Source organism: Streptomyces sp. NBC_00212, assembly GCF_045206365.1.
In the GTDB taxonomy this organism is placed as follows: Bacteria; Actinomycetota; Actinomycetes; order Streptomycetales; family Streptomycetaceae; genus Streptomyces.
This window is the reverse complement of the sequence record NZ_CP108115.1, coordinates 5,010,550-5,035,636: the sequence shown is the minus strand read 5'-3', so window position 1 is coordinate 5,035,636 and position 25,087 is coordinate 5,010,550. Positions and strand designations below refer to the sequence as shown.

At 71.2% G+C, this 25,087-nt stretch carries 19 protein-coding genes and 1 tRNA gene; 11 read left to right on the top strand and 9 right to left on the bottom strand.

From position 1 onward, the window contains the following. The first annotated feature begins 266 nt into the window (after positions 1 to 266). Positions 267 to 1,574 (top strand): M6 family metalloprotease domain-containing protein, encoded by a 1,308-nt coding sequence (locus OHA17_RS23180; RefSeq protein WP_406510790.1) that lies wholly within the window; start codon positions 267 to 269, stop codon positions 1,572 to 1,574. A gap of 285 nt (positions 1,575 to 1,859) precedes the next feature. Here the strand turns inward: OHA17_RS23180 and OHA17_RS23175 are convergent, their stop codons facing one another. Beyond that, positions 1,860 to 3,557, bottom strand: a complete 1,698-nt coding sequence (locus tag OHA17_RS23175; protein ID WP_406510789.1) for a class I adenylate-forming enzyme family protein — start codon at positions 3,555 to 3,557, stop codon at positions 1,860 to 1,862. Between the two features lie 153 nt (positions 3,558 to 3,710). After that, positions 3,711 to 4,802, bottom strand: coding sequence for an LCP family protein (locus tag OHA17_RS23170; RefSeq protein WP_406508194.1), 1,092 nt, complete (start codon positions 4,800 to 4,802; stop codon positions 3,711 to 3,713). A 135-nt stretch (positions 4,803 to 4,937) separates the two neighbouring features. On the opposite strand from OHA17_RS23170, the gene OHA17_RS23165 reads away from it, so the two are divergent. The 3 genes from OHA17_RS23165 (at position 4,938) to OHA17_RS23155 (ending at position 7,431) form a co-directional block, all read left to right on the top strand. Next, positions 4,938 to 6,218, top strand: a complete 1,281-nt coding sequence (locus OHA17_RS23165; protein ID WP_406508193.1) for an Ig-like domain-containing protein — start codon at positions 4,938 to 4,940, stop codon at positions 6,216 to 6,218. Positions 6,219 to 6,458: 240 nt separating this feature from the next. Beyond that, positions 6,459 to 6,534, top strand: a tRNA-Arg gene (locus tag OHA17_RS23160). A 393-nt stretch (positions 6,535 to 6,927) separates the two neighbouring features. After that, complete coding sequence (locus tag OHA17_RS23155) at positions 6,928 to 7,431, top strand: DUF664 domain-containing protein (RefSeq protein WP_406508192.1); 504 nt, start codon at positions 6,928 to 6,930, stop codon at positions 7,429 to 7,431. A gap of 169 nt (positions 7,432 to 7,600) precedes the next feature. Here the strand turns inward: OHA17_RS23155 and OHA17_RS23150 are convergent, their stop codons facing one another. Next, positions 7,601 to 7,945 (bottom strand): hypothetical protein, encoded by a 345-nt coding sequence (locus OHA17_RS23150; RefSeq protein ID WP_406508191.1) that lies wholly within the window; start codon positions 7,943 to 7,945, stop codon positions 7,601 to 7,603. A gap of 109 nt (positions 7,946 to 8,054) precedes the next feature. Between OHA17_RS23150 and OHA17_RS23145 the strand changes: the two genes are divergently transcribed. Both OHA17_RS23145 and OHA17_RS23140 read left to right on the top strand, forming a co-directional pair. Beyond that, the gene (locus tag OHA17_RS23145; protein WP_406508190.1) at positions 8,055 to 9,269 is read left to right on the top strand and encodes a helix-turn-helix domain-containing protein; all 1,215 of its coding nucleotides are present in this window, start codon (positions 8,055 to 8,057) and stop codon (positions 9,267 to 9,269) included. Next, entirely contained in the window at positions 9,266 to 9,820 is a 555-nt protein-coding gene (locus OHA17_RS23140; RefSeq protein ID WP_406508189.1) for a flavoprotein, read from the top strand. The genes OHA17_RS23145 and OHA17_RS23140 overlap by 4 nt, the downstream gene beginning before the upstream one ends. Before the next feature lie 108 nt (positions 9,821 to 9,928). Here the strand turns inward: OHA17_RS23140 and OHA17_RS23135 are convergent, their stop codons facing one another. Continuing rightward, positions 9,929 to 11,788, bottom strand: coding sequence for an MFS transporter (locus OHA17_RS23135; protein ID WP_406508188.1), 1,860 nt, complete (start codon positions 11,786 to 11,788; stop codon positions 9,929 to 9,931). A 212-nt stretch (positions 11,789 to 12,000) separates the two neighbouring features. Then, positions 12,001 to 14,640 (bottom strand): serine hydrolase, encoded by a 2,640-nt coding sequence (locus OHA17_RS23130; protein WP_406508187.1) that lies wholly within the window; start codon positions 14,638 to 14,640, stop codon positions 12,001 to 12,003. A 145-nt stretch (positions 14,641 to 14,785) separates the two neighbouring features. On the opposite strand from OHA17_RS23130, the gene OHA17_RS23125 reads away from it, so the two are divergent. From OHA17_RS23125 to OHA17_RS23115, 3 genes are all read left to right on the top strand, one after another. After that, entirely contained in the window at positions 14,786 to 15,538 is a 753-nt protein-coding gene (locus OHA17_RS23125) for a GPP34 family phosphoprotein (protein ID WP_406508186.1), read from the top strand. Between the two features lie 225 nt (positions 15,539 to 15,763). Next, positions 15,764 to 16,633, top strand: coding sequence for a helix-turn-helix transcriptional regulator (locus tag OHA17_RS23120; protein ID WP_053727303.1), 870 nt, complete (start codon positions 15,764 to 15,766; stop codon positions 16,631 to 16,633). A gap of 174 nt (positions 16,634 to 16,807) precedes the next feature. After that, positions 16,808 to 17,011: a DUF397 domain-containing protein gene (locus OHA17_RS23115; protein WP_406508185.1), complete on the top strand. Its 204-nt coding sequence runs from the start codon at positions 16,808 to 16,810 to the stop codon at positions 17,009 to 17,011. A 103-nt stretch (positions 17,012 to 17,114) separates the two neighbouring features. Here OHA17_RS23115 and OHA17_RS23110 read toward each other — a convergent pair whose 3' ends face one another. Continuing rightward, positions 17,115 to 17,954 (bottom strand): hypothetical protein, encoded by an 840-nt coding sequence (locus tag OHA17_RS23110; protein ID WP_406508184.1) that lies wholly within the window; start codon positions 17,952 to 17,954, stop codon positions 17,115 to 17,117. Between the two features lie 81 nt (positions 17,955 to 18,035). On the opposite strand from OHA17_RS23110, the gene OHA17_RS23105 reads away from it, so the two are divergent. Continuing rightward, positions 18,036 to 18,818, top strand: a complete 783-nt coding sequence (locus OHA17_RS23105) for an SDR family oxidoreductase (protein WP_406508183.1) — start codon at positions 18,036 to 18,038, stop codon at positions 18,816 to 18,818. A gap of 411 nt (positions 18,819 to 19,229) precedes the next feature. Then, positions 19,230 to 20,804 carry a sodium:solute symporter family protein gene (locus OHA17_RS23100; RefSeq protein WP_398876074.1) on the top strand — a complete coding sequence of 525 codons (1,575 nt, stop codon included), beginning with the start codon at positions 19,230 to 19,232 and terminating at the stop codon, positions 20,802 to 20,804. Positions 20,805 to 20,875: 71 nt separating this feature from the next. Here OHA17_RS23100 and OHA17_RS23095 read toward each other — a convergent pair whose 3' ends face one another. From OHA17_RS23095 to OHA17_RS23085, 3 genes are all read right to left on the bottom strand, one after another. Further along, positions 20,876 to 21,280, bottom strand: a complete 405-nt coding sequence (locus OHA17_RS23095) for a hypothetical protein (RefSeq protein WP_406508182.1) — start codon at positions 21,278 to 21,280, stop codon at positions 20,876 to 20,878. A gap of 82 nt (positions 21,281 to 21,362) precedes the next feature. Further along, positions 21,363 to 22,487, bottom strand: a complete 1,125-nt coding sequence (locus OHA17_RS23090) for an ADP-ribosylglycohydrolase family protein (RefSeq protein ID WP_406508181.1) — start codon at positions 22,485 to 22,487, stop codon at positions 21,363 to 21,365. 70 nt (positions 22,488 to 22,557) lie between these two features. Next, positions 22,558 to 25,050, bottom strand: coding sequence for a tetratricopeptide repeat protein (locus OHA17_RS23085; protein WP_406508180.1), 2,493 nt, complete (start codon positions 25,048 to 25,050; stop codon positions 22,558 to 22,560). Positions 25,051 to 25,087 lie beyond the last annotated feature (37 nt).

The following is a 25,087-nucleotide window of genomic DNA, read 5'->3' as shown; positions in this document are numbered from 1 at the left end:
AGGTGATCGGGTCGGTCGGGCTCTCCGCCGGGACCTGACCCAAGCGGGGAAGCATTCCCCGTTTCGCGGGGACGAAGGTTCAAACGGGGAAACCTTCCCCGCTTATTTCCCGACCGACATGTGACCTGAGCCACACCAGCCCATATGGGGAAAAACCCACATTCGGTCCACCCAGCGCGCGCACGTGACACGCCCGACACAGGGTGATCAGACGAGCGCAGCAAGGAACGGCCTGCTGTCGCGTACCCGAAGGCGAGGGCGTGCGCATGCAGGACGCCAGCCAGTCCCGCCCGGCTCGGGCGCCCGGCCGCCGGATACCCCGCCGGCGCCGGACCACCCTCCTCGGCGCCGCCCTCGCCTCGGTCGCGCTCGCCACGCTGACCACCGGATCCACCACGCTGTCGATCGCCACCCGCGCCTCCGCGGGCCCGGTGGCCGCCCCCGGCGAGTCCCTGCTCGGCCCCTGCCGGATCCCGGCCGCGCTGGGCGTGCAGATGTCGGAAGGCCTGCCGACCCCGCCCGGCTACGCGCACTCCACCGGCATCGTCCGGGCCCTCACCCTCATGATCGACTTCCCGGACGCAGTGGGCCCCGGCGACGCGCTCAGCCGGTACAAGGAGTTCTTCCCGCAGACCAGCGACTGGTTCCGCAACGCCTCCTACGGCCGCCTCGACTATCGCGCCGAGGCGCCGATCCCGACTTGGCTGAGGATGCCGAAGGCGTTCACGGCGTACGGGATCGACCGCGGCTCGCCCTATGAGCCCGGCTACCACCGCCTGGTCCAGGACATGATCACGGCGGCCGGCCCGAGGGTGAACTTCTCGAAATACGACCTGGTGAACGTGCTGGTGACCCCGAACGCGGGCCCGTCGGCCCTCGACACGGTCCTCTCGGTGACGTTCTCCGGCAATCAGGACGCGCCCTACGCGGACGGGGTGCCGCTCTCCAACACGTCGTTCGTCTACAGCCGCCAGGACGACGGCTCCGGCTCGTACGGGGAGACCGGCTACCGGGTGCTGCCGCACGAGAACGGCCACGTCTTCGGACTGCCCGACCTCTACACCCCGCAGGGCGGCGGGGCCGTCGGGCACTGGGACATCATGTCCGAGGACTGGGGCGCCAACAACGACATGCTGGGCTGGCACAAGTGGAAGCTGGGCTGGCTCGACAACAGCCAGGTCTCGTGCGCGACGGGCAGCGGCGCGAGCCAGTACGCCCTGACCCCGCTGGCCACGGAGGGCGGCCCGAAGCTGGTCTTCGTGCCGGTGACGAAGGACAGCGGGTACGCGGTCGAGGTACGCACCCAGTCCGGCAACGACGAGGCGGTCTGCAAGCCCGGCGTCCTGATCTACCGCGTGGACGCAACCGTCGACACGGGCCGGGGCCCGGTGAACATCTCGGACAGCAAACCGAACACGGGCGGCTGCACCCGCCGCCCGAACGTCAACGCGGAACTGTCGGACGCGCCGTACGCGACGGGGGAGACGTTCGTGGACCAGCCGAATGGGGTGCGGATAGCCGTGACGGGGGTGGATGGGATGGGGAACTATCACGTGAAGGTGACGAAATCTTGACGATTCCGGCCACCGCGCATTCCACCCTGCCCGGCGGTCGCGGGCATCAGCCCACCCCCCAGCCCGTCCGGCGAGTACGGACGTCAGCCCACTTCCAGCCCGTCCGGCGAGTACGGACGTCAGCCCACTTCCAGCCCGTCCGGCGCTTGAGGACGAGCGCCCTTCAGGCGCGATCGGGGGTCCGGGGGCAGAGCCCCCGACAGGGGTGCAGGGGACGGAGTCCCCGCAGGGGGTCTGGGGCGCAGCCCCAGGAAACCCCCCTTCCCCCTCCAACCGCCGGAGGCTTTAGGGAAGGGGCGGGGTGGGGAAAACCCCCCGGAGCTCCCGCTTCAGCACCTTCCCCGCCGCATTGCGCGGCAGAGCCTCCTCCCGCAGAACAACGTGCGCCGGCACCTTGAACCCGGCCAGCACCGCCCCGACATGCGCCCGCAGGGCATCCGCGGACACCGCGGACCCGCCCCGCACCTGAACCACCGCCCCCACCTCCTCCCCCAGCACCGGATGCGGCACCCCCACCACCGCCGCGTCCAGCACCGCAGGATGATCGTGGAGCACCCCCTCGACCTCCACGCAGTACACGTTCTCCCCGCCCCGGATCACCATGTCCTTGATCCGGTCGACGATCCCGACCCGCCCGTCACGGAGCGTCGCGAGGTCCCCCGTCCTGAACCACCCGCTCTGGAAGGCGAGTTGAGTGGCCGCCGGGTCGTTCCAGTACCCCCGCACCAAAGACTGCCCCCGCAGCCACAGCTCCCCGACCTCGCCGTCGGCGAGCGGGGACCCGTCGGCCCCGGCGATCCGCACCTCGGTGACGGGAGTGGGCCGCCCCACGCTGTCGGGCCAACTCCGGTACTCGGCACCGAAGTTGGCGAGGACGCCCCCGCTCGTCTCGGTCAGCCCGTACCCGTTGCGCGGCTCGATCCGGGACCCGTACCGCGCGGTGAGCCCCCCGACGAGGCCGGGCGGAGCCGCCGCACCCCCGGTGTTGAGCGCGGTGAGGCTCTCCAGGGAATCCCCAGCCTCCGCCGCGGCGCCGAGCAGCTGCAGGGCAGTAGCAGGCACCCCCGCGTAGTGCGTGATCCGATGCTCCCGGATCAGGCCGAGCGCCCGCCCCGCATCCCACTTCCGCATCAGGACGAGCGTCCCGCCCGCGGCCATCGCCGCGTACACCGAGGTGAAGGCGGCGACGTGGAAGAAGGGGAAGGTCATGAGGGTGACGGGGACGGGCCCCTGGCCGGGGACGACGCCGCGGCCGAGCATCGACATGGCCGCCTGGTAGCGGGGGTTCATGGCCGCCCCGGCCTGCGCGAGCTGGGTCGCGACGGCGCCCTTGGGGCGGCCGGTGGTGCCGGAGGTGTACATGATGGTGGCATCGGCGTCCGGCAGGACGTCGACGTCGGGCGGCCCGGCGGCCGGGTCGGGCGAGGTGAGCTCAGGGAGGTCGTCGAACCGCTCGAATCCGTCGGGCAGCCCGCCCGCGTGGTGGCAGACCATGCCGCGCACGCCGTGCCTGGCGGCCCAGCCCGCCACCCGCTCAAGCCGCTCGCCGTCGACGAGCAGCACGCGTGGGGCGCAGTCGTCGAGGGCGTACGCGAACTCCTCCGCGGTCCACCACGCGTTCAGCGGCACGGCCACCAGGCCCGCCAACTGGGCGGCCCAGAAGACGACTTGCCACTCGGGGTGGTTGCGCATACCGATGGCGGCCCGGTCGCCGGGGCGCAGGCCGTAGACGTCGGTGAGGCGGCGGGCCAGCGCGCAGGAGGCGGCGAAGAACTCGGCGTAGGAGTACGTGCCGCTCTCGGCGATCAGGAACGGCCGCTCCCCGAAGGCCCAGACCGTCTCGACGAACTCCCGCGGGGTGCGCGGCCCGGAGGCGTACTCAAGGGTGCCTCCCTCGCCGCGGACAACGGCGAACGGCGCACCGGGTGCGGCGAGCAGCGCCTCGGCACGAGCGGGTTCGATGTGCGCCCCGGCCGCCCGCATCCCAGCGGACTGCGGCCCGGCCGCCCGCGTCCCACTGCCTGTCGTCTCCACGGGAAACCCTCCTAAGCGCCTGCTCAGTCCCAGTGGTCCACGACGCTATGCCGCCGCCCCGCCCCGGTCAAGGTCGGTGTAAAACACAACGGCCCTGTGGGGTCAGCCCGGCGTCACCACCTGGCCGATTCCGTTCGGCTGCGACGCCGTGCCGGTGAGCGCGTCCTCCGGAACCGGGCGGTCGGCCTTCAGGGCGGCCCAGAGCGTCTTGCCGCGGGCGGTGTCCGGCACGAGGCGGTCCTGGTCGCCCTGCTCCAGTTGGGCCGGCAGGGTGACCATCTGGACGTCACCGGCGCCGAGCCCCCTCATCGAGTACGCCAGCGAGGCGAGGCTGTCGACGTGGGCGAGGGAGGAGTCGGTGGTGAGGGACTTCGTCGCGGCGTCGGCGACGGCGAAGAGCCTGGCCGGGTCGGTGAGCAGGTTCTGGCCGGCCGTCTTGTCGATCAGCGCCGCCAGGAACTGGTGCTGGAGCTGGATCCGGCCGAGGTCGCTGCCGTTGCCGACGCCGTGCCGGGTGCGTACGAGGTCGAGGGACTGCTGGCCGTTCAAGTGGTGCTTGCCGGCCTGGAGATGGACCCCGCTCTCCTTGTCGTCGATGGGCTTGGCCAGGGTGATGTCGGCCCCGCCGAGCGCGTCCATCAGCTCGGCGAAGCCGTTGAAGTCGACCTCGACGTAGTGGTTGATCCGCATGCCGCCGCTCAGCGACTCGACGGCGGCGACCGTGCAGGGTGCGCCGCCCGTCTCGTACACGGAGTTGAACATGACCCCCTCGTGCCCCGGCAGTTTCTGGCCGGATGCGGTGGCGCAGGCGGGGCGGTCGACGATGGTGTCGCGCGGGATGCTGACGAGCGCCGCCTTCTTGCGGCCGCCGTACACGTGGAGCAGCAGGGTGGTGTCGGAGCGCCCGACGTCGTCGCCCCCGCCCGCCCGCGTGGCGTTCTTCCCGGCCCGCGAATCGGAGCCGACGACCAGGATGTTGAGGTCGGAGGTGGCCGAGGCCTCCGGGGTGAGCAGCGAGCCGAGCTCGACGCTGCTGATGTTGCCGTTCAGCCGGTGCCAGGTGTACGCGGCCGCGCCGCCCGCGAGCAGCAGCACCCCGGCGAGCGCACAGAGCAGGAGACGTATGCGGGTGGAGCGCGGACGGGTGGGCGGGCCCGTCCGGGGTATCCGCCTCCAACGGGGTCGGTACGTCATCCATCGACTCCGTCCGTCGGCGACCCAGAATTCCGCATGCGTACAAACAGGGCGTTACCGCACACTACAAGAAAGGTGCACAACCCCGCATAACGGGCATCCAGGCTGGCAGCTGCCGGAGGGGAGACGTCCAAGTTGAAGCCCACACCGAGGCCCCCGTCGACGTCCATATCGACGTCCCCATCGAAGTTCCCGGCGACCGGCAGACGCGTACGGCCCGGCCGCCCCGGGATCGCACCGCTCCTGGCCCTGTTCGCGGTGGCCGTGCTTGCGCTCGGCGGCTGCTCGTCGGGCGGCGGCAAGGACACCTCGCCGAGCCCGAGCCCCACGGTGTCGAAGGCTCGGATCGCCACCACGCCGAAGGACGGCGCGGGCAATGTCGGCATCACCGTCAAGGACGTCGGGGCGAGCGTCGCGGACGGCACGTTCACCTCGGTCACCCTGACGGCCCAAGGCGGCAAGGCGATACCCGGCGCGCTGGCCCCGGCCCGCAACGCCTGGCACCCCTCGGCGAACCTGACCCGCGGCACCGCGTACACGCTGACCGCCGAGGCGAAGGACCCGGACGGGCGGACGGCGACCGCGACCGCGCGCTTCACGACGGTCTCCGAGAGCAACTCGGCGATCGCGTTCTACACCCCCGAGGACGCCTCCACGGTCGGGGTCGGCATGGAGGTCTCCTTCAAGTTCGACAAGGCGGTGACCGACCGCAAGGCCGCGGAGTCCGCCGTGAGGATCACTTCGAGCGGCGGCCAGCAGGCGAGGGGGCACTGGTTCGGCGACCGCCGCATCGACTTCCGCCCGCAGGACTACTGGAAGCCGGACTCCAAGGTCACGGTCGCCTTCGACTTCGACGGGCTCGAACTGGCCAAGGGAATATACGGAGTTCAGGACAAGTCGTTCTCCTTCACGGTGGGCCGCGAGCAGATCTCCACGGTGGACGCGGCCACCCAGGAGATGACCGTCCAGCGCGCCGGCGCCACGCTCAAGAAGGTGCCCGTCTCCACCGGCCAGCCCAAGTACGCCACGTACAACGGCACGATGGTCATCAGCGAGCAGGACCGGCAGACGAAGATGAACAGCACCACGGTGGGCCTCGGCGACGAGTACGACATCCCCGACGTGCCGCACGCCCAGCGCCTCACGAACTCCGGCACGTTCATCCACGGCAACTACTGGGCCGCGCCCTCCACCTTCGGCGCGAACGCCACCAGCCACGGCTGCATCGGCATCCAGGACACCCAGGGCGGCGGCGACCCGGACTCCCCCGGCGCCTGGTTCTACGCGAACTCGCTGCTCGGCGACGTGGTGGTCGTCCGCAACTCGACGGGCGGCGGCACGGTCGCCCCGGACAACGGCCTCTCCGGCTGGAACCTGCCGTGGCCGGCGTGGACGGCGGGCAGCGCGCTCACATGACGCCCCCTGGGCGGGCTCAGCCGTCCGGGCACCCGCGCGTCGGCGGACGCCACGCACTGACGGTGAGGCCGGCGAGGCGGGGCCGGGCGGGCCTCGGTCCGACGCGGCTCGGCCCGCCGATGGGCCCGCCACCCGCACCCCGGCCGACGCCACGCGCTGGCGTCGGGCCCCGCTCCCCCGCCCCGCCAGCAAGCTCCTTCCCGCATCCGCTACCCTGTCCAGGTCTGCCATCGGCAGCGCGCCTCCGTAGCTCAGGGGATAGAGCACCGCTCTCCTAAAGCGGGTGTCGCAGGTTCGAATCCTGCCGGGGGCACCAGCGAAGCAGCAGGTCAGAGGCTCTGTCGTCCTAGTGGGCGGCAGGGCCTCTGCGTTTTTCCGCACGCATACGGCACGCGCGGGGTCGCGCGGAGCGTGGGGAGTGGCTGGGCGAAAGCTCCATGGCGCGCGGCACCAGCGACCCGGCCCCGTAGGCCACGTACGCCCAACAGCAGGCAGCCACAGCGAAGCGGCTTCCGTCAGCGAACTCACCTACCCCACAAGGCAGTTGGACGCCGCTTACTCAGCGGCGCACCTCGTCCCCGCACAGCCTCACACCCAGGGCAGCCGAGGGTGCTCCCGAAGTCCCCCGGAATCAAAGAGAGCCTGCTTCGTCGCAAAACGCCCCCGGCCCCGTTGGCCGAGACCCCCTACGTGGACGAGACTGCGTGGCATGCGCTCACAGGACGTACTCATCGACGGTTACGGACGCATCCAGGGAGAGGTGCACGCCGTCGTCGACGGGCTCTCCGTCGACGATCTCCACGCCCGGCCGGGGGACGGCGAGGCGAACTCCATCGCATGGCTCGTCTGGCATCTCACCCGGGTGCAGGACGACCACATCGCCGACGCGGCCGGGATCGAGCAGGTGTGGCTGGCGAAGGGCTGGGCAGACCGCTTCGATCTGCCTCTGGTGAAGACGGACACCGGATACGGGCACACGTCCAAGCAGGTCGGCCAGGTGCGGGTGGCGTCGGGCAGGCTGCTGCTCGACTACTACGACGCGGTCCACGAGCAGACGCTCGGCTTCCTCGGCAAGCTCGACGGCAATGCGCTCAACCGCGTCGTGGACGAGCGCTGGGACCCGCCGGTGACGCTGGGCGTCCGCCTGGTGAGCGTGCTGGGCGACGACCTCCAGCATGTCGGCCAGGCCGCGTACGTGCGGGGACTGCTCTGAGAGCCTGTGTCTGACCGCTCGGGGACCTCGGCTCAGCCTTGCCCGTGCCGTATCAGGGCGCCGGAGCCATCCGCCCCCCAGCCCCGAGCCGCTCCCCCAGCACTCAACACCCACGGTCCGGCCCAGCGCCTCGCGCCACCAGCGGCCCGGGGCATCGAAGTCCTCGGCATCAACGGCCACGCGGCCGACAAGCCGGGTCGCCCTTCACATGCCGGTAGTCGTCTCCTCTGGCCCCGCTCGACGCGCCCAGGTGACTCTCGCCCGCGACCTTGATGGCGGCACCCTCAATTGGCTGGTCGCAGGAGACGCAGAACTTGGTGCGGCTCATCGGCGTCATTGCGTCTGCTCCGTACAGCGGGAGGTGCTGTCGGCAGCAGTAGATGTCCTCGCCGACGCCTGCCGCCGTATGGGCTTCACCGATCTTGACCGGCTCGTCCGTGAGCACGCCGTCGTGGCAGCAGGGTTGCCTGCCGATCAGCAGGCGCTGGTCTCCAAGATCTGGCTGTTCCGTCATCCCGTACCTCACAGGTGTGGCCCGGCGCGTGATCGCCTGTGGCTGCACCGTAGGGCGCGGTACAACGGAGACGGGCACGCAGAGTGCGTGGCCTGCTCGGGAGTGCGCCATGGACGCTGGCCGCATCGGCCGCCGCATCGCCTGCTGGCGGGAACGCCGCGGATTCACCCAGGCCGACTTCGGCCGCCTGATGGGGCAGGCCACGCGGTGGGTGCAGGACTTGGAGGGCGGGAAGCGCCAGCGAGATCCGCGCCTGTCGGTTCTGGTGCGCGCGGCGAGGGTCCTGCGCGTTCCTCTGGAGCAGCTCCTGTCCGATGCACCGCCCCCGCCACCCGCCGATGATGTGGCGCCTGCCGAGACTGGTGCGGTCATCGACGCCCTCTACCGCAGGCCGGGTGATGACGTTCCGCCACCGCAGCTCGCCGACATCAAGCGGCGGCTCACGTACTGCTGTGAGGCCTTCCAGGCTTCCCATTACGGGGCTCTGGGCCGGGACCTGCCTCAGCTGATCGTGCTCGCCCAAGCCGCCGCCGATGCGGCAGAGGGAGAGGCCGCCGAGGCACACGTCCTGCTGTCGCGCACTCTGCAGTTGGCGGCCTCCTTTCTGCACAAGTACGGGCGGTCGACAGCGATTCCAGCAGCCGTGGTGGCCGACCGCGCGCTGACTGCGGCCGAGAGGTCGGGGGACCCGGTTGCCATCGGGGCCGCAGCCCGTCGCGTGGCGAAGTCCTTGACGTATCAGCAACTGCCGTTTGCAGCAGTCGAGTTCGCGCTCGATGCGGCCGACCGGCTCACAGCGGACTTGAAGGCATGTGGACCACTGGGTCTTTCGACGCTGGGGATGCTGTATCTCAATGCCGCGATCGCGGCGTCCAATGTGCAGCGGTCGCCGGAAGCGGTGCGGCAGGCCACTGAATACGTCGACCAGGCTGCGGACGTCGCCGCCCAGCAGGGTGCGGACCTGAACGAGGACTGGACGATGTTCGGGCCGACGAACGTGAAGATGCACCGGGTGGACGTGCTGACGCGCTTCGAGGACGGCTGGTCGGCACTGGAGGCCGGGGCTGCGCTGGAACCCGGGGTACTGGCCGGCCTGACATATGAGCGCCGCGCACAGCACCACATCACACTGGCACGCGCTCAACTTGTGACACGGCACAAGGAAGAGGCGGCCAAGGCACTGCAGGAGGCGGCCAGGCTCGCGCCGGAGGAGGTCTATGGGCGCCCGTCCACCGTCAGCCTGGTGAAGGACGTGGTGGCTGCGACGGCCGCCCCGGACTCCGGCTTGCGCGCATTGGCCGGGCGCTGTGGACTCCCGGCATGACACGACGAGTTCTGTACCTGATCGCTTGCGCCGCCGGGCCCGCCGAGTTCGTCGAGGAAGGGGTGCGCCAGGCGCAGGCACGGGGGTGGGACACATGCCTCGTGCTCACTCCGGCGGCGGCCCGCTGGTGGGAGCCGCGTCTCGGCGAGTTGGCGGAGCTGACGGGGCATCCCGTGCGCTCGCAGTACAAACTCCCGGGCGAGAGCGATGCGTTGCCGAAGGCCGACGCCATGCTGGTGGCGCCGTTGAGCTGCACGAGCCTCAACAAGTGGGGCGCGGGGATCGCCGACACGCTGGCACTCGGCCTCGTCTCCGAGGGTGTCCACATGAGTGTGCCGGTCGCCGCGATGCCGTACTTCAATCAGGCTCAGGGGGCCCAGCCCGCAGTGGCCCGGAGCATCTCGGACCTGCGGGCGCAGGGTGTGGCCTACCTCGACGGGAAGGCCGGGTACGCCTCGCACCCGCCCAAGCGGGGAAACCCGGCCGCATTCCCTTGGCACCTCGCGCTGGACGCAGTCGAGACGCTCACCCGCCCCAGGGGGCAGGCCTGATCCGCGACCTCTCGGAGGCTTCTGGAGACTTCCGGCAACCCTGGTCCGGATGACCGACGGCAGGCAGTTCCTACCCGGCCCGGAACGTCTGCCGGAGGAGCGGAGCCCTCACGGCTCGACCACCCCCTCCGGGCACCCCGTCCCCCGGGGAATGCTGTACGGCGCGGCCACGTAATACGTGCCCGGTTTCGGGGCGAGGAGTTCGGTCCACTCGTCGCCCGAGGACGTCATCGGGGCCTTGCGGAGGCAGCCGTTCGGGTTCGTGTACGTCTTCTGGCCGTGGCCGCGGAGTTTGGACTCCGGCGTCTCCTGCGGCGGCACGACCCCCTTGCCCTTCGCGTCGACCAGCTTCAGCCAGGGCGAGTACGGGATGCGGATCAGGATCTTGCCCGGGGAGCGGACCTCGACCGTGACCTCGCCCTCGCCGGCGTGCTTGACCGTGGCGGGCGGGTCCGCCAGCGGGGTCGGGTTGTCGACCGCGAACAGGCGCCAGTGCTCGTTCGACCAGATCTGCTTCAGGTACGGCAGGCCCTCCTTGATGAGCTTGCCCTCCTGGACGGCGCCGTTGACGTCCGCCGGGCCCAGCGGCAGCACCACGTAGCGCACCGCCCAGCGGTTCAGCCAGGCGTGGTAGTTGTCCGCGTTCAGGGTGTCGTCGTAGAACAGCGGGTTGCGCTGCATGTCCGCCTGGCGGTTCCAGCCGCGCGCCAGGTTCACGTACGGGGTGAACGCGGAGGCCTCCCGGTGGCTGGAGGCGGGGACCACCTCGACCCGGCCGGTCTCCGCGTCGAGCCCCTGCAACTGGTCGACCAGCGGCGCCAGATCGCGCGCCCAGGTCGCGGCGGGGGCGGTGCTCACGATGTCGTCCACCGACTTGAAGCCGATCCACCCGTTGAGGCCGACGAAGGCCAGCAGCACCGCGTACCACTTGCGGGACTTCGGCACCGTGTACGGGAGGGCCGCGAGCAGCACCACTCCGGCGAACAGCATCGCCATGCGCGTGATGTTCGAGCCGATCTGCGACTGGATCGCGAAGCACAGCAGCACCGCGACGCCGTACACCAGCGCCGCCGTGCGGACCGTCCGCCAGTCCTTCGGTACGAGGAAGATGATCAGCACCGCGAAGAGGAAGGGCCCGGAGGTCGTGGCCAGCGACATCGGCTGCGTGCCCGAGAAGGGGAACAGCCACGCCGACAGGCCGACCACCACTACCGGCGGCAGGCCGATCACGTACGCGCCCGGGCGGCGCTTGTTCAGGAACAGCGCGGCCGCGACGAGGCCGAGGAACAGCCCGGCGACCGGGCTGCTCGCCGTGGCGAGCGCGGCGCAGGGCGCGGCCACGGCCGCCTTCGGCCAGCGGTTCTCGCGCTTGTTGTGCGGCCAGCAGAACACCGCGGCCACCGCGCCGAGCGCGAACATCATGCCGAGCCCGAACGTCACCCGGCCCGACATCGCGTTGCACAAGAACGCGAACAGCGCGGCGAAAGAGCAGGCCAGCGGGTTGCGGACCGCCTTCACGCGCACCAGGATCAGCGCGGTGAGCCCGGCCGACACGGTCCCGGCGATCATCATCGTCGTCCGCACACCGAGCACCGTCATCAGATACGGCGAGACCACGCTGTACGAGACCGGGTGCATCCCGCCGTACCAGGCCAGGTTGTACGCGGACGTCGGGTGGCGGCCCACGAACTCGGCCCAGGCGTCCTGTGCCGCGAGGTCTCCGCCGCTGTTCGCGAAGAGGAAGAACCAGAGGACGTGGGTCACGGCCGCGGCCGCCGTCACGAACGCGACGGGGTGACGCATCGGCCACGAGTCCGGGCTCAGCCCCGGTCCCGTTCCCGGTCCCGTTCCCAATCCCAGGCGTATTCGCGCCTTGGACCAGGATGTCGTCCCCGTCTTCTCCTCGGTCGTGGTGCTCGTACTCGCGGTGCTGTCGGCGCGGGTGGGCGTCGGCTCAGCGGTGGTCACTGCGGCTCTCCCGCCTCACGCTGTCTCACCTGGCAAGCGCGACCGTGTGCATCTGCACACGGTCCGCGCGGGGTTCCCCGAGGTTCTCCCCCAGGGCTCTCCCCCGAGATTGTCCCCTGATTCCAAGGACGCCGTCCCCGCGTCCTCAGTTGCCCGAAGCTAGCACGGGGGCGCCCCGCAGGTCGGGGCGCCCTCGATGCGATCGGGGCCGGTCAGCCCAGTCGGGTGAGCTTGTCGCCCGTGCCCGGTTCGGTCAGGGCGCTCTTCAGCTCGACCGGCGCGGTCAGCCTGCCGTTGCCCGAGCCGATGGACAGCTCGCCCACGACGGTGCCGGCCTTCGCCGAGTGCGGGACGGGCTTGCCGCCCGCGCCCAGCGTGACGTCCACCTTCAGGCCCGGCCAGCCGACCGCCTTGAGGTCCTTGGCGGCGACCAGCGGGGTCTTCCCGTCGAGCCCGTCGTCGACGTACCCGACGACGTCGCCCTTCTTGACGACCGTCGCCGAGGTGACGGCCTTCTGCACGGCCTGGATCAGCGTGTAGCTGTTGTTGATCGCGGCCTTCAGCTTGTTGTCGAGGGTGGTGCCGGTGCGCTGGCCCATGACGATGCCGTAGATCCGCTGGTTCTTGCCGTCGACGACCGTGTCGGCCGACCACAGCAGATTGCCGCCGGCCGGGGTCGAGGAGCCGGTCTTGATGCCGCTGACACCCGGCTTCAGCAGGATCGTGTTGTTGTTGTAGATCATCGTGTCGATGCCCGGGATCTTGATCTGGGGCGTGTTGACGATGCCGCGGAACACGTCGTTCTGCATGACGGCCTGGGCCAGCTTGAGCTGGTCGGTCGGCGTGGAGACCGTGGTCTCCTTCAGACCGCTCGGGTCGGTGTACGTGGTGCTGGTCATGCCGAGTTCCTTGGCGGCGTCGTTCATCTTCGCGATGAACGCCTCCTCGGATCCGGCGTCCCAGCGGGCCAGCAGACGGGCGGCGTTGTTGCCGGACGGGATCATCAGCAGTTCGAGCATCTGCTTCTCGGTGAACTGCTGGTCCTTGCGGATCGGCGCCGTCGACTCGTCGGGCTTCTTCGCGTCGTCCTCGGCCTGCTGGTCGACCGTGATCTTCTCGCCCTCCTGCTTCCCGGTTATCGGGTGGCCCTTGAGGATCACGTACGCGGTCATCGTCTTGGCCACGCTCGCCAGCGGCGCGGGCTTCTGCTCCCCGTGCGTACCGAGGCTGCCCACCCCGTCCACGGACACCGCCGACTGCCCCTCGGCCGGCCACGGCAGGTTCAGCGCGCCGCCGTCGAAGGTGTACGTCGCCGCCGAGGTCAGGGTCAGCTTCGGCTCCGGAAGCGGCCGCATGATCTGTACGACTGCAAAGACGATCAGGAGGAGCAGGACCAGCGGGGTCCAGATCTTGAACCGCCGCACCGTGGTGCGGACCGGGGTCTGCGGCGGGGGCGGGGTGTTCGTCAGCTCGGCGAGCAGATCGAGCGGGGGCTTCGGCGGGAGCGGCTGCTGCCGGGTCCGCTCGGCACGCTCGGGGATGGCCGCGGCGGGGCCGGGGCCGGCGGCGGGCGGCGGGGTGACCTTCGGCGCCTCGGGCTTCCTGACGGGGGCGTCGAGGCCGTTCGCCGGGGTGTTGAGGTTCTTGGCGGGGGCGGCCGTGCCCGCGCCCGCGTCGTCCGAGCGCAGCGGTATGAACTGGCTGGACCGCTTGCCGGTCCCCTCACCGGCGGGCTCCCGCTTGGGCGCGGGCAGCTTGAGCATCGCGGTGGGCTGGTCGACGGCGGGCGGCGCGGGGGCCTTGAAGACGGCGGTGGGCTGGTCGATCCCCTTGGGCTCGGCAGGCTTCGCACCGGCTTCGGACGGGCTCGATCCGTCGGCCTCGGGGTCGGAAGGCGCTGCCTTGGACTCGGCCTTCGCGGGGCTCGCCTTCGGCTCGGCGGGGGTCGATCCGCCGGCCTCGGCGGGAGTCGCCTTGGCTCCCCAAGAGGTGGCTCGCGCGCCGGGGGCCGCGCCTTCGTCGTCGGCCCGGTCGTCGTCGGCCCGGTCGTCGTCCGGCTTGGCGTGGTCGGCCCTGGCGTCGCCGGGCTCCGCGTCAGCGGCGGTGGCAGCGTTGTCGGACGGCTCAGGCTCGGTGCCGGAGGTCGCGGGCGCGGGCGCGGGCTTGGCGCCGTCCGGCTTCGGGGCGGCTGCCTCGGTGTCGGTACCGGTGCCGCTGTCCTTGGACGCTTCCGGCTTGGCCTGATCCGCCTTGGGGGCGGCCGACTCGGTGGCCGACTCGGCGGCCGACTCGGCGGCCGACTCGGGGCTGGCGGGCTTGGCGTCCTCTGCCTTCGGAGCCTCGGCCTTCGCGGCGTCCCCCGGCTTGGCCGGCTCAGCGGCCGCCTCCGGCTCGGAAACCGCGCGATCGGAAGCCGCGCCCTCGGAAGCCGTGCCCTCGGAAGCCGCGCCCTCGGACGCCGCCTCGCCCTTCGGGTCCGCCTCCTGGTCGACCCATGCCGCGACCGCCGCGCGGAGCCGGGAGTCGCCGTCCTCCTGGCGCGGGGCCCGGAAGACCGCGGTCGCCTGATCGACGCCGCCCGCCGCGGAAGCCGCAGCGGTCGAAGCCGAACCGGAGGCCGGCCCGGAACCCGTACCGGCACCGGAGCCGGAACCGTTCGCCGCCTTGGCTCCGTCCACTCCGGCAGGGGCCCCGGAGGGGGACGGGGAGTGGGAGACAGCGATACGCGGGTCGCGTTCGCTCGTAGTCGTCTCCCCCGACGACTGCTTCTGCTCCGACTTGTCGGGGGACTCGCCCGCCACCGATGCCTCCTCCAGACGCCGGGTGGCGTCATCCGAAACTGTCCGAACCATGTACCAGTGTCCCGTGTGCCGGGTAGGACCCCCCGGCTAGACGAGAACGACATACCTGTCGGTTCCCGTACGAACCACCCAGGCGCTCTCGACAGATGAATGTGAGAGGGGTCACCCTGTCATTCATCCACGCGGGGAGGCATGGATGGGCAGGAGCCGCAGAACTATTCCGGAAGAGCTGTTGCTGCTCGCTCTGGACCCGGCCACGGGTACCACAGCGCAGCCGCAGTCGCTCGACCTCGGCCTCGCCGGAGCCCAGCTAGTGGAGCTGGCTCTGGCAGGACGGATAGCCCCAGACGGGGATCGTATCGCCGTGGTGATGGCACGGCCGACAGGAGATCCGACCTTGGACTCCGCACTGGAACTGCTGCGCAGGCGCGGCAGCCCGGTTCGGGCCGTCCACTGGATCGGCGGGCCCCGCCTCGGGCTCCGCCAGATTTACCTCGCGCACCTGGAGCGGTGCGGCATGGTCCATGCCGTGTCGGGCCAGATGTGCGGGGTGCTGCCGACGACTCGCTACCAAGCGACGGAGACAGCGATCAGCCGGGACATCAGGGCCCGGCTGGACAGTGCGATCCGCACCGGCGTACCGCCGGACCCGCGGACCGCGGCGCTTGCCGCGCTGGCCCACGCAGTCGGGCTCGGCAAGCACCTGTACCCCGGCAACGAGGGGCGGTCATCGCGCTCCCGTCTCAGGGACCTGATCAGGCACGACCCGATGGGCGGTCTCGTCGCGCACGCCGTGATGGACGTCCAGAACGGTGTGGCCGCTCAGCCACGCCGAGGCGGCCAGGGCCCCGGCGCCGCGCCGGACAACGGAAGCCGCCACGCAGCGGCGGCCGGCGTCCCGATGCAGCCGCACCACGGGGCGATGGCGAGGGCCGTGGCCCACCACTAGCAGCACCGGCAGAATCCGCATCACCAGTCGCACCGCAATACCGCCGCACCGTCGTCCCCATGACCCGGTTCGGGAGCCGCACCATGAAACGCGCGGGGCTGTCCCAACAGCCCCGCGCGTTTGCGTAGTCGCTGTGTGTGGCCGTTTTCCAGCGCGCGCCCGGATGTTGGTGGCAGTCTGCAGAGCAGAAGAACAGAAAAGCCGTGAGCCGGAGGTGCGTTTCCCGTGGCGTCCAATGTCAATCCCACCGTCAGGCGGCGCCGACTGGGCCAGGAGTTGCGCAGACTCCGCGAGCTGAAAGGCATGACCGCCGAAGAGGTGGCCGAACGCCTGCTGGTGTCCCAGTCGAAGATCAGCCGCCTTGAGAACGGCCGCCGTTCCATCAGCCAGCGCGACGTGCGCGATCTGTGCGGGGTGTACGAGGTCGAGGACCACCGCATCGTCGATTCGCTGATGCAGATGGCCAAGGACTCCCGCCAGCAGGGCTGGTGGCACGCCTTCGGCGACATCCCGTACAGCGTCTACATCGGTCTGGAGACGGACGCCGCGAGCCTGCGCGTCTACGATCCGCAGGTCGTCCCGGGCCTGCTCCAGACCCCGCAGTACGCGGAGGCCCTCATCGCGGGGGCGCTCCCGGAGACAGCCCCCACGGACGTCGAGAAACGGGTGAACGTCCGGTTGCGGCGGCAGGAGCGGGTACGGGCGGCGGAGAACCCCCTGCGGCTGTGGGTGGTCATCGACGAGGCGGCGCTGCGCCGCCGGGTCGGCGACAAGCAATTGATGATCGACCAGCTGGAGTTCCTCATCGAGCGGTCCCAACTGCCCCATGTCACCGTGCAGGTACTGCCGTTCAGCATGGGCGCGCATCCGGGAATCAACGGCCAGTACGCGATTCTGGAATTTCCGGACGCCTCGGACTCAAGCGTCGTCTACATCGAGGGCGTCACCAGCGACCTTTACCTGGAAAAGGCCAATGATGTCCAGAAATACAGCGTGATGTACGAGCACCTGCGTGCGCAGGCCCTGAATGTGGACCAGACCCGGGAATTCATTACCGGGATCGCGAAGGACTACGCCCGCGGCACGGCCGGCTGAGGACTGAAGCGCGGCACCGTACACCCCTCGCCCACTGCGATGGAAGGCCCGGCCGGAATATGCCATCCGGTCGAGTGAATGGCCACCTCGTACCCCGGGACCTGCGAGTAGCGTCGATCACGCCAACGAAGAACGTTGGCCGAGAACGACCAACTGGCAAGAACCGGAGCGAACATGGCCATTCTTCAGGGCGCCACGGACACTTGGACCAAGTCCTCGTACTCCACCGGAAACGGCGCATGTGTCGAAGTCAAGTCCCCCGAGACGCACGCCATCGCCGTGCGCGACTCGAAAGTCGTCGAGGGCCCCTCGATCGCCTTCGCCCCCGGCGCGTGGAACGCGTTCGTGGCCGAGGTGACCCGGGATTCCCTCAGCTGACCACCACGACAGCCGACGTGATACCCGCATTACCGACAAGAGCCCTCTCGACTGGTCCGCCGTCCCGGCCGAGGGGGCTCGGCCACGTCCGCGCCCCCGACGGCTACCGGAGCTCGTCCACGTAGCGGTCGGTGCCCGGCACGGTGGGAATGAACGGCGCCGCCAACTCCAGCCTCCCCAGGCCCGTTCCGGCGATCTCGGCGTCAAGACCCGTGAAGTGGTCCGCCCACACCTCCCGCGGATCCCGCTCCAGGAACCACAGCAGTGTGAGCCGGGTGCCGACGCCCTCGACCTGCTTCACGTACGTCATGCGGTCGCCCGGCAGCGGCGTCGGCCGGAACACCGTCACCATCGCGGCGGGCCCCCCGGCGAGGCGCTTGGGCAGCTGCCGGGAGCGCAGCCACTCCAGCAACTCGGCCCGTGCTTCCGTGCTTTCGGCGTCGATGACCTCCAGGACGAGGCCCGCGTACGGGTGGTCCAGGGCGTGGTAGTCGCGCGGCCCCGCCGCGCCGTCGCGGTAGACGGTCGCCTCGTGGTCCTGGAACGCGGTGAAGACGTGGGTGCGGTCCTGGTAGACCCGCCCGTCGCGGTTGAGCCGCTTGTTGATGCCGACGGTCCACTTCATGTGCTCGCCGTAGCGCCCGTCGGTGATCCAGTACGTGGAGAGGTAGCAGCCCGCGTTCACCGGCTGGGCGATCGCGGACTTCTCCGGGTAGCGCAGCTCCTGGAGTTCGCGGGTCGCCACCCAGCGGCGCCCCGCGTACATCCAGGGCATGGCCATCGCGCCGGCGTAGTAGTGGTCGTCCTCGTACCAGCGGTTGTACGCGTACTCATGGCCCGGGTGCGGCTCCACCATGGTGATCAGCGCGTGCCCCGGGCGCACCCCGTAGGGCCCCACCGACGCCAGCTCCGCGTAGGCCTCGGGCCGTGTGTCCTCCGTCATGCCGCATCCCTTCCCTCCACCACCGGACGGACTTACTCTGACGCCCCGTCAGACGAAGTGCCAGAGCCGGGAGGCGACCGGATGTTGCTGAGTGGGAAGACCGTCATCGTGTCCGGGGTCGGGGCCGGGCTCGGGCACCAGGTCGCCGCGGCCGTCGTGCGCGACGGAGGCAACGCGGTGCTCGGCGCGCGCACCGAGGCCAACCTCGCGAAGTCGGCGGCCGAGATCGACCCGGACGGCGCCCACACCGCGCACGCGCCGACCGACATCACCGACGAGGCCCAGTGCGAGGCGCTCGCGGCGCTCGCCGTGGAGCGCTTCGGCGGGATCGACGCGGTCGTCCACGTCGCGGCCTGGGACAGCTACTTCGGCGGCCTTAAGGACGCGGACTTCGCCACCTGGCAGCAGGTCATCGACGTGAATCTGCTCGGCACCCTGCGCATGACGCGCGCCTGCCTGCCCGCGCTCAAGGCGCGCGGCGGCTCGGTCGTCGTGATCGGCACGCAGTCGTCGGTGGCGGCGCCCTCGCAGGTCTGGCAGGCGGCGTACGCGGCCTCGAAGGGGGCGCTGACGTCCGCGATGTACTCCATGGCGCGCGAGCTCGGACCGGACCGGATCCGGGTCAACACGGTGCTGCCGGGCTGGATGTGGGGGCCGCCGGTGCAGGCGTACGTCCAGTTCACCGCGCACACCGAGGGGGTGCCCGAGGAGGAGGTGCTCGGGCGGCTCACCGAGCGGATGGCCCTGCCGGAGCTGGCCACGGACGCCGATGTCGCGGACGCCGTGATCTTCCTGGCCTCGGACCGGGCCCGCGCGATCACCGGCCAGTCGCTGCTGGTGAACGCGGGCGAGCTGATGAGGTAGCCCGGCCCATCAACTCACGTACAGAACCAGGCAGTTGCACCTGACTCTTTCGGCCGCACGGGACCCGCATCCCGTGCGGTCGTTCGCGTGTGCAGGGAGCCCGATGCAGGGAGTCCTATGCATGGAGTCCGATGTACGGAGCCTGACGAAGTGCCCCCATGGTGTGGCCCCCGTCACGCGCACGACAACACCCCTCGAAGCAAAGGGGCGGCAAAATCGTTCTACTTTCTGATCGGCGTTCATATCCGTGATCGCGAGATGTCTTGACCACCCCCTCCGACAAGGGGTTCAATCCCCGAAGTCCCCGCTCCCGCACGGGGCGCCGCTGAGCCGGACGTACTGACGAAGAGCATCCGAGTCCATTGACGTCGCGCAGTGACGTTCACAAGGCGGACCCCTTGGAGGGGGCACATGAACAGTCTCGACTGGGCCGTGCTCATCGGCTACTTCGGCGTGATGGTCGCGATCGGCATCTGGTCCCACAAGCGGGTCGACAATGTCTCCGACTTCTTCACCGCCGGCGGCAGGATGCCGTGGTGGCTGTCCGGCATCTCGCACCACATGTCCGGCTACAGCGCGGTGATGTTCACCGGCTACGCGGGCATCGCCTACCAGTACGGCGTCACGTCCTTCGTGACCTGGTCGTTCCCCATCGCCGTCGGCATCGGCATCGGCGCGAAGCTCTTCGCGCCCCGGCTCAACCGGCTGCGCTCCAAGCTGCACGTGGCCTCCCCGCTCGAATACCTCAAGAACCGCTACAACGTCTCGACCCAGCAGGCCCTCGCCTGGTCCGGGCTGCTGCTGAAGATCGTCGACGTGGGCGCCAAGTGGGCTGCCATCGCCACCCTGTTGTCGGTGTTCACCGGCATCACGATCACGCAAGGCATCTTCATCACGGGCTGCATCACCGCGGTGTACTGCACGGTCGGCGGGCTGTGGGCGGACGCGCTGACGGAACTGGGCCAGTTCATCATCCAGTTGTTCGCCGGGCTCGCGATGCTGATCGCGGTCATGGGCAAGCTGGACGGCTTCTCCACGCTGTGGACGGTCTGGGACAAGCTGCCCAGCGGCCACGCGCACCCCACCGCGGGCCCGTACACCGTCACGTTCCTGATGGCGTTCCTGTTCATCAAGACCTTCGAGTACAACGGCGGCATGTGGAACCAGGCCCAGCGCTACATGGCCACCGACTCGGCGCGCTCGGCGACCCGTTCGGCCCGGCTCTCGGCGATTCTGTGGGCGGTCTGGCCGACGGTGCTCTTCTTCCCGATGTGGTGCGCGCCGCTCCTGGTCCACGCCAAGAAGCCGGACGGGTCGGACAGTTACGCCCTGATGACCGAGACGCTGCTGCCGCACGGCATGCTCGGCCTGGTCGTCGTCGGCTTCTTCTCGCACACCATGGCCATGTGCTCCTCGGACGCCAACGCCATCTCGGCCGTCTTCACCCGGGACATCATGCCCGTCCTGTCGAAGTCGGCCCGGGCCTGGAACTCGCGCGCGGGGCTCGTCGCCGCGCGCCTGTCGACGCTGGTCTTCCTCGGCCTGTCGATGACGGTCGCGACGCAGGTCAATTCACCCGCGTTCAAGGACATCATCACCGTCGTGATCAAGTGGGTGGCCGGGCTCATGGGCCCGATCGCGATCCCGTTCATGCTGGGCATGCTCAAGACCTTCCGGAAGTCCGGCCCCACGGCGGCGCTCACCAGCTGGGCGGCCGGGCTGCTCGCGTTCTTCTTCGTGAACTACGACCTGGACGGCTCGCAGAAGACCGGGGTGGCGCTGCAGTGGCAGGTGTCGGTGCCGCTGGCGATCTCGCTCGTCCTGTACGTCGTGATCGGCCTGCTCAGGCCGGAGGACACCCCGGAGCGGGACGCGCTGCTCGCCCGCATCAACTCCGATGACGACGGCCCGGGTTCGGCGTCCGCCGCGGCGTCCGTGCCGGCTCAGCCGGAGGCCGGGGACACGAAGGTGGCGACGGCCGACTGACCTTCGGTGGTACGGGTGTGACGGCCCGCCCCGGGCTCCCCGACGGGCGCGGGCCAACACGTCGCCGGGGTTCAGCCGACGATCCCCGGCTCGCGCCGGGCGTCGCCGCCGTTGGCTGGATAGGCGTCGTCGCGGTGCGGGCCCCAGCGCTCGTAACGGAGGAGCTTCGCGTCGTCGTTCTGCGGCGGGCAGTGCTGGCCGTCGTCCTCGTTCTCGTCCATCACCATGTCGTCGACGGCCTGTTGGGCGTCCCGGGCGTCGTACGGCGGGAGGTCGCCCTCGCGGGCCGAGGGTTCGGTGAACGCGGGCTCCTCCTCGGACTGGACGTACTGCTGGTGGCCTGCGTCGTCGGCCGGGGCCGCGATCGAGGTGCCCGCGCCGCTGCCGAGCAGCACGAGGGCGACCAGCGGGGCCGTGAACCAGCGTGCCGACAGGCCGCGGGAGTACGCGGTGCGGGCCTTGGGGATGGGGGTCATGACGACGACCCTGGCGAACTCACGCGTGCGCGCGCGAGGGACACGCGGTTCTGGAGCCCGCCATCCGCCCGCACGAGTGGTTTCAGCCCCTCGGATAGCGCAGCAGCCAACTCGCCGTGTTGACGGCGGGACCGTGCAGCGCGGGGCCCTGGGTCATCTCCATCGCGAAGTCGTCGGCGAGTTCGAGCAGCGTGGATCTTCCTTCGAGCTGGGCGAGCCAGGCGGGCGGCAGCGCGGTCTCGCCGTGCATCGCGCCGAGCAGGCTGCCGCAGACGGTGCCGGTGGCGTCCGAGGGCCCGTCGTGGTTGACCGAGAGCAGCAGGCCGTGCCGGATGTCCTCGCCTACCAGCGCGCAGTACACGCCGATCGCCAGGGCCTCGGGGGCGGTGTGCCCGGTGCCGAGCGTGGCGACCAGGCTCGGGCTCGGCATGCCCTGCCGTACCGCGCCGAGCGCGTGCTTGAGCGCCTCGGTGACCGGCTGGTGCCCGGGGCGCACGGCGAGCTGCGCGAGGGCCCGCTGGACGGCGCCGTCCATGGACTCGCCCCGGGCCAGGCCGTGCACGACGACGGCGAGCGCGCCCGCCGACAGGTAGGCCGCCGGGTCGCCGTGGGTCTGCGCCGCGCACTCCACGGCGAGCTGGAGCACCAACTGCGGCTCCCAGCCGACCAGAAGGCCGAAGGGCGCGGACCGGGTGAGCGCGGCAGGGTCGTCGGCGCCCGGGTTCTTGGGCTGTTCCAGGGTGCCCATGACGTCGTCGCCGAGCCCTACGAGGCAGGCCTTGGCGGGGTCGCGGCGGGCGTAGAGCCACTCCTCGCGGGCCAGCCAGCCGTTGTCCTCGCGGCGCTCGTCGGGCCCCCAGTCGCGCTGTGTCGCGGCCCACCGCAGATGCGCCCGGTGCACATCGGTGGGCGGGTGCCAGGCGCCGGTGTCGCGGCGCACCTGGGCGCGTATGAGCCCGTCGACGGTGAACAGGGTGAGCTGGGTGGCCGCGCTCACCGCGCCCGCGCGGCCGTACGCGGGGACGAGGTCGCCCAGCGCGTCCGTGCCGTGCCGCTCGCGGATCTCGGCCAGGGCGAGCCCCGCGACGCCCGCGCCGAGCGTGTCCCCGATGGCCCCGCCGAGCAGACAACCCCGTACCCGGCTACGGAAGTCCTGCTGTTCGGCCCGACCCCAGACGGGTGCGGTGGCTCCGGCTGCTGCGCTCATGCGGCAGCACGGTACCTGAACGGATGCGCCCGTTTAAGAGGGCAAATTGACCGACCCTGCGTGAAACCCTTTACGGTCTGGGCGTGGGCCCCGGCTCCGGCGGGACGCCCGGGTAGGCCGGGTCGCCCTCGTCCGCCGGGAGCGGGCCGCGCGGGATGCCCTGGGCCGTGCCCGCCTGCGCCGCCCGCGCGAGGTCCGCGAGGGCCGCCTCCTCGCGGCCCTCCGCCCGGTGCAGCCTGGCCCGCTGCTGGTACGCCCACACATAGCCCGGCACCAGTGCGACGGCCCGGTCCAGGTCGGCCAGCGCCTCGGTGGCGCGCCCCAGTTCCGCGAGGGCCACCGCGCGGCTGCCCAGCGCCCACGCGTACCCGGGGTCGAGGGCGAGCGCCCGCCCGTACGCCGCGACGGCCTCCTCGTAGCGCTCCGCGAACCGGTACACGTCGCCGCGCTCGCCGAGCACCCACGCCCACGACGGCGAGAGCCGCTCGGCGTGGTCGAGGTCGGCGAGCGCGTCCTCGGTGTCGCCGAGCAGGCCCCGCACATGGGCCCGGCGCACCAGCGCCCAGCCGTAGTCGGGGTCGATGAGCAGCGCCCGGTCGAAGTCCCCCAACGCCTCGGCGGCGCGGCCGAGTTGGGCCTTCGCCTGGCCCCGGCTGCCCAGGATGAGCGCGTCGCCGGGGTCGAGCGCGAGGGCCCGGCCGAGTTCGGCGACGGCCTCGTCGTAGCGGCCCGCGCGCCGGTGGGTCTCGCCGCGCTCGCGGGGTGCGCGCGGGCGGCCCGGCTCCAGCTCTTCGAGCCGGTCGAGGTCGGCGAGGGCGGCCGCGTGGTCGCCGACGGCCCGGTGGGCGACGGCCCGCCCGTGGTACGCGTCCGCGCTGGAGGCGTCCAGGGTGAGCGCCCGGCGGTAGTCCGCGAGGGACTCCTCGTACGCCTCGGTCCTGAAGTAGCCCCAGGCGCGGGCGATGTGCACGGCGACCCGGTCCTCGTCGGTGAGTTCGGGCCGGGCGAGCATCATGCCGAGGACGTCGATGCCGTGGCGGCGCTCGGCCTCCAGCGCCGCGAGGCAGGCGGCGCCCCACTTGCGCAGCGGTTCGCGGTTGGCGTCCTCGCCGGCCTCGGCGATCACCCGCGCCCAGCGCCGGGCGGTGACCGTGCCCTGACGGCAGGCCTCGATGCCGTCGCGCAGCACGTCCCCGAACGCGCCGGCGGGGTCGGCGCACAGCCGGTGGTAGAGCTCTTCGAGGCGCGGCTCCCGCCAGGTCTCGTCGCGCCAGCGCCCCTCGCCGGCCGCGGCCCGCTCCTGGGCGTACCAGGCGGCGAGCCGCTCGTGCCCGGCCCGCCAGCGCTGCGGCGAGGCGGTGCGCTGGAGGCGCTGCATGGGGGCGCGGACGACGTCGTGGTACTTGATGCGGCCGCCCTGGTCGCGTACGAACGGGAGCGAGCGCAGCCAGTCGAAGAGGCCGGCCGCGTCCCCGCTGACGGCCGCGCGGAACACGTCCTCGTCGAGCCGGCGCGGCAGCGCGCCTTCGAGCGCGGCGGACCTGCGCACCGGGTCGGGCTCCCACTTCAGGAAGCGTTCCACCGCCGTGGCGCTGGGGTCGCCGATGTCGCCCGGCGTCGCGGGCCGGCTCCCGGCGAGGGTGCTGACGAGTACGGGCAGCCGCCCGGAGAGCCGCAGCACGTCGCGTACGACTTCCTCGTCCAACACCCCTTTGCTGGCGAGGAGTTGGCGGGCCTCCTCCTCGGTGAAGGGGTCGAGGGGCAGGTCGGCGACGTAGTCCGCGGCGGCGGGCCAGTGCAGGGGGTCGGGCCGGCCCTGGCCGGACAGGGTGAGCACCGTGTTGGCGGGCAGCCCGCCGTACCGGTCGGTGGTGACCAGATCGCGCAGCCAGCCGTCCAGGAACGCCCCGGTGCGTTCGTACGTGTCGAAGAAAAGGACCACCCAAGGCACGTGGGCGGCCACCCGGCCCAGTTCCTCGACGAAGACGGGGGTGAGCACGCGCAGCGGGTCGAGGACGAGCTGCACGTCCTCCTGCCGCCCGAGCCGGGCGCTGAGCGCGGCCCTCAACCGCTCGGCGCCCTCGGCGAGTTGGACCGGGTCGACGGTGGAGGCGAGCACGCCGACCCCGGGTACGAGGCCCACCCCGGCGAGCCCCGCCTGGGCCGCGACGACCGCCCCGGCCGAGGGCCCCGAGCCGGCCCCGGCCCCGGCCCCGGCCGCCTCGGCCTCGTAGCGGCGCTGGCGGTAGGTGGCCAGGATCTTGTCGAGCGCCTTGAGCGGCCACCCCTGCCGGGCGAACCGCGCACTGATCGCCCCAAGGGCCTCCGGCACACTGTCGACGCCCTCGTCGGTGTAGGCGGTCAGCGCCCCGCGCTCCAGGGCGGCCTGCTCCAACTCCCGTACGAGAAAGGTCTTCCCGACCCCGGCGTTGCCGTGCACGCGGAACACGAACCGGTGCCGCTCGTCGTCGACGGGAACGTCGAAGTTCCGCTGGAATTCGGCGAGTTCATCCCGCCGCCCCACGAACCCGGCGCGTTTGCGGCGCCGGATGAGCTCCTGCATCGAAGGCTGCACGCCTCCCACCACTCCCCCCAACCCC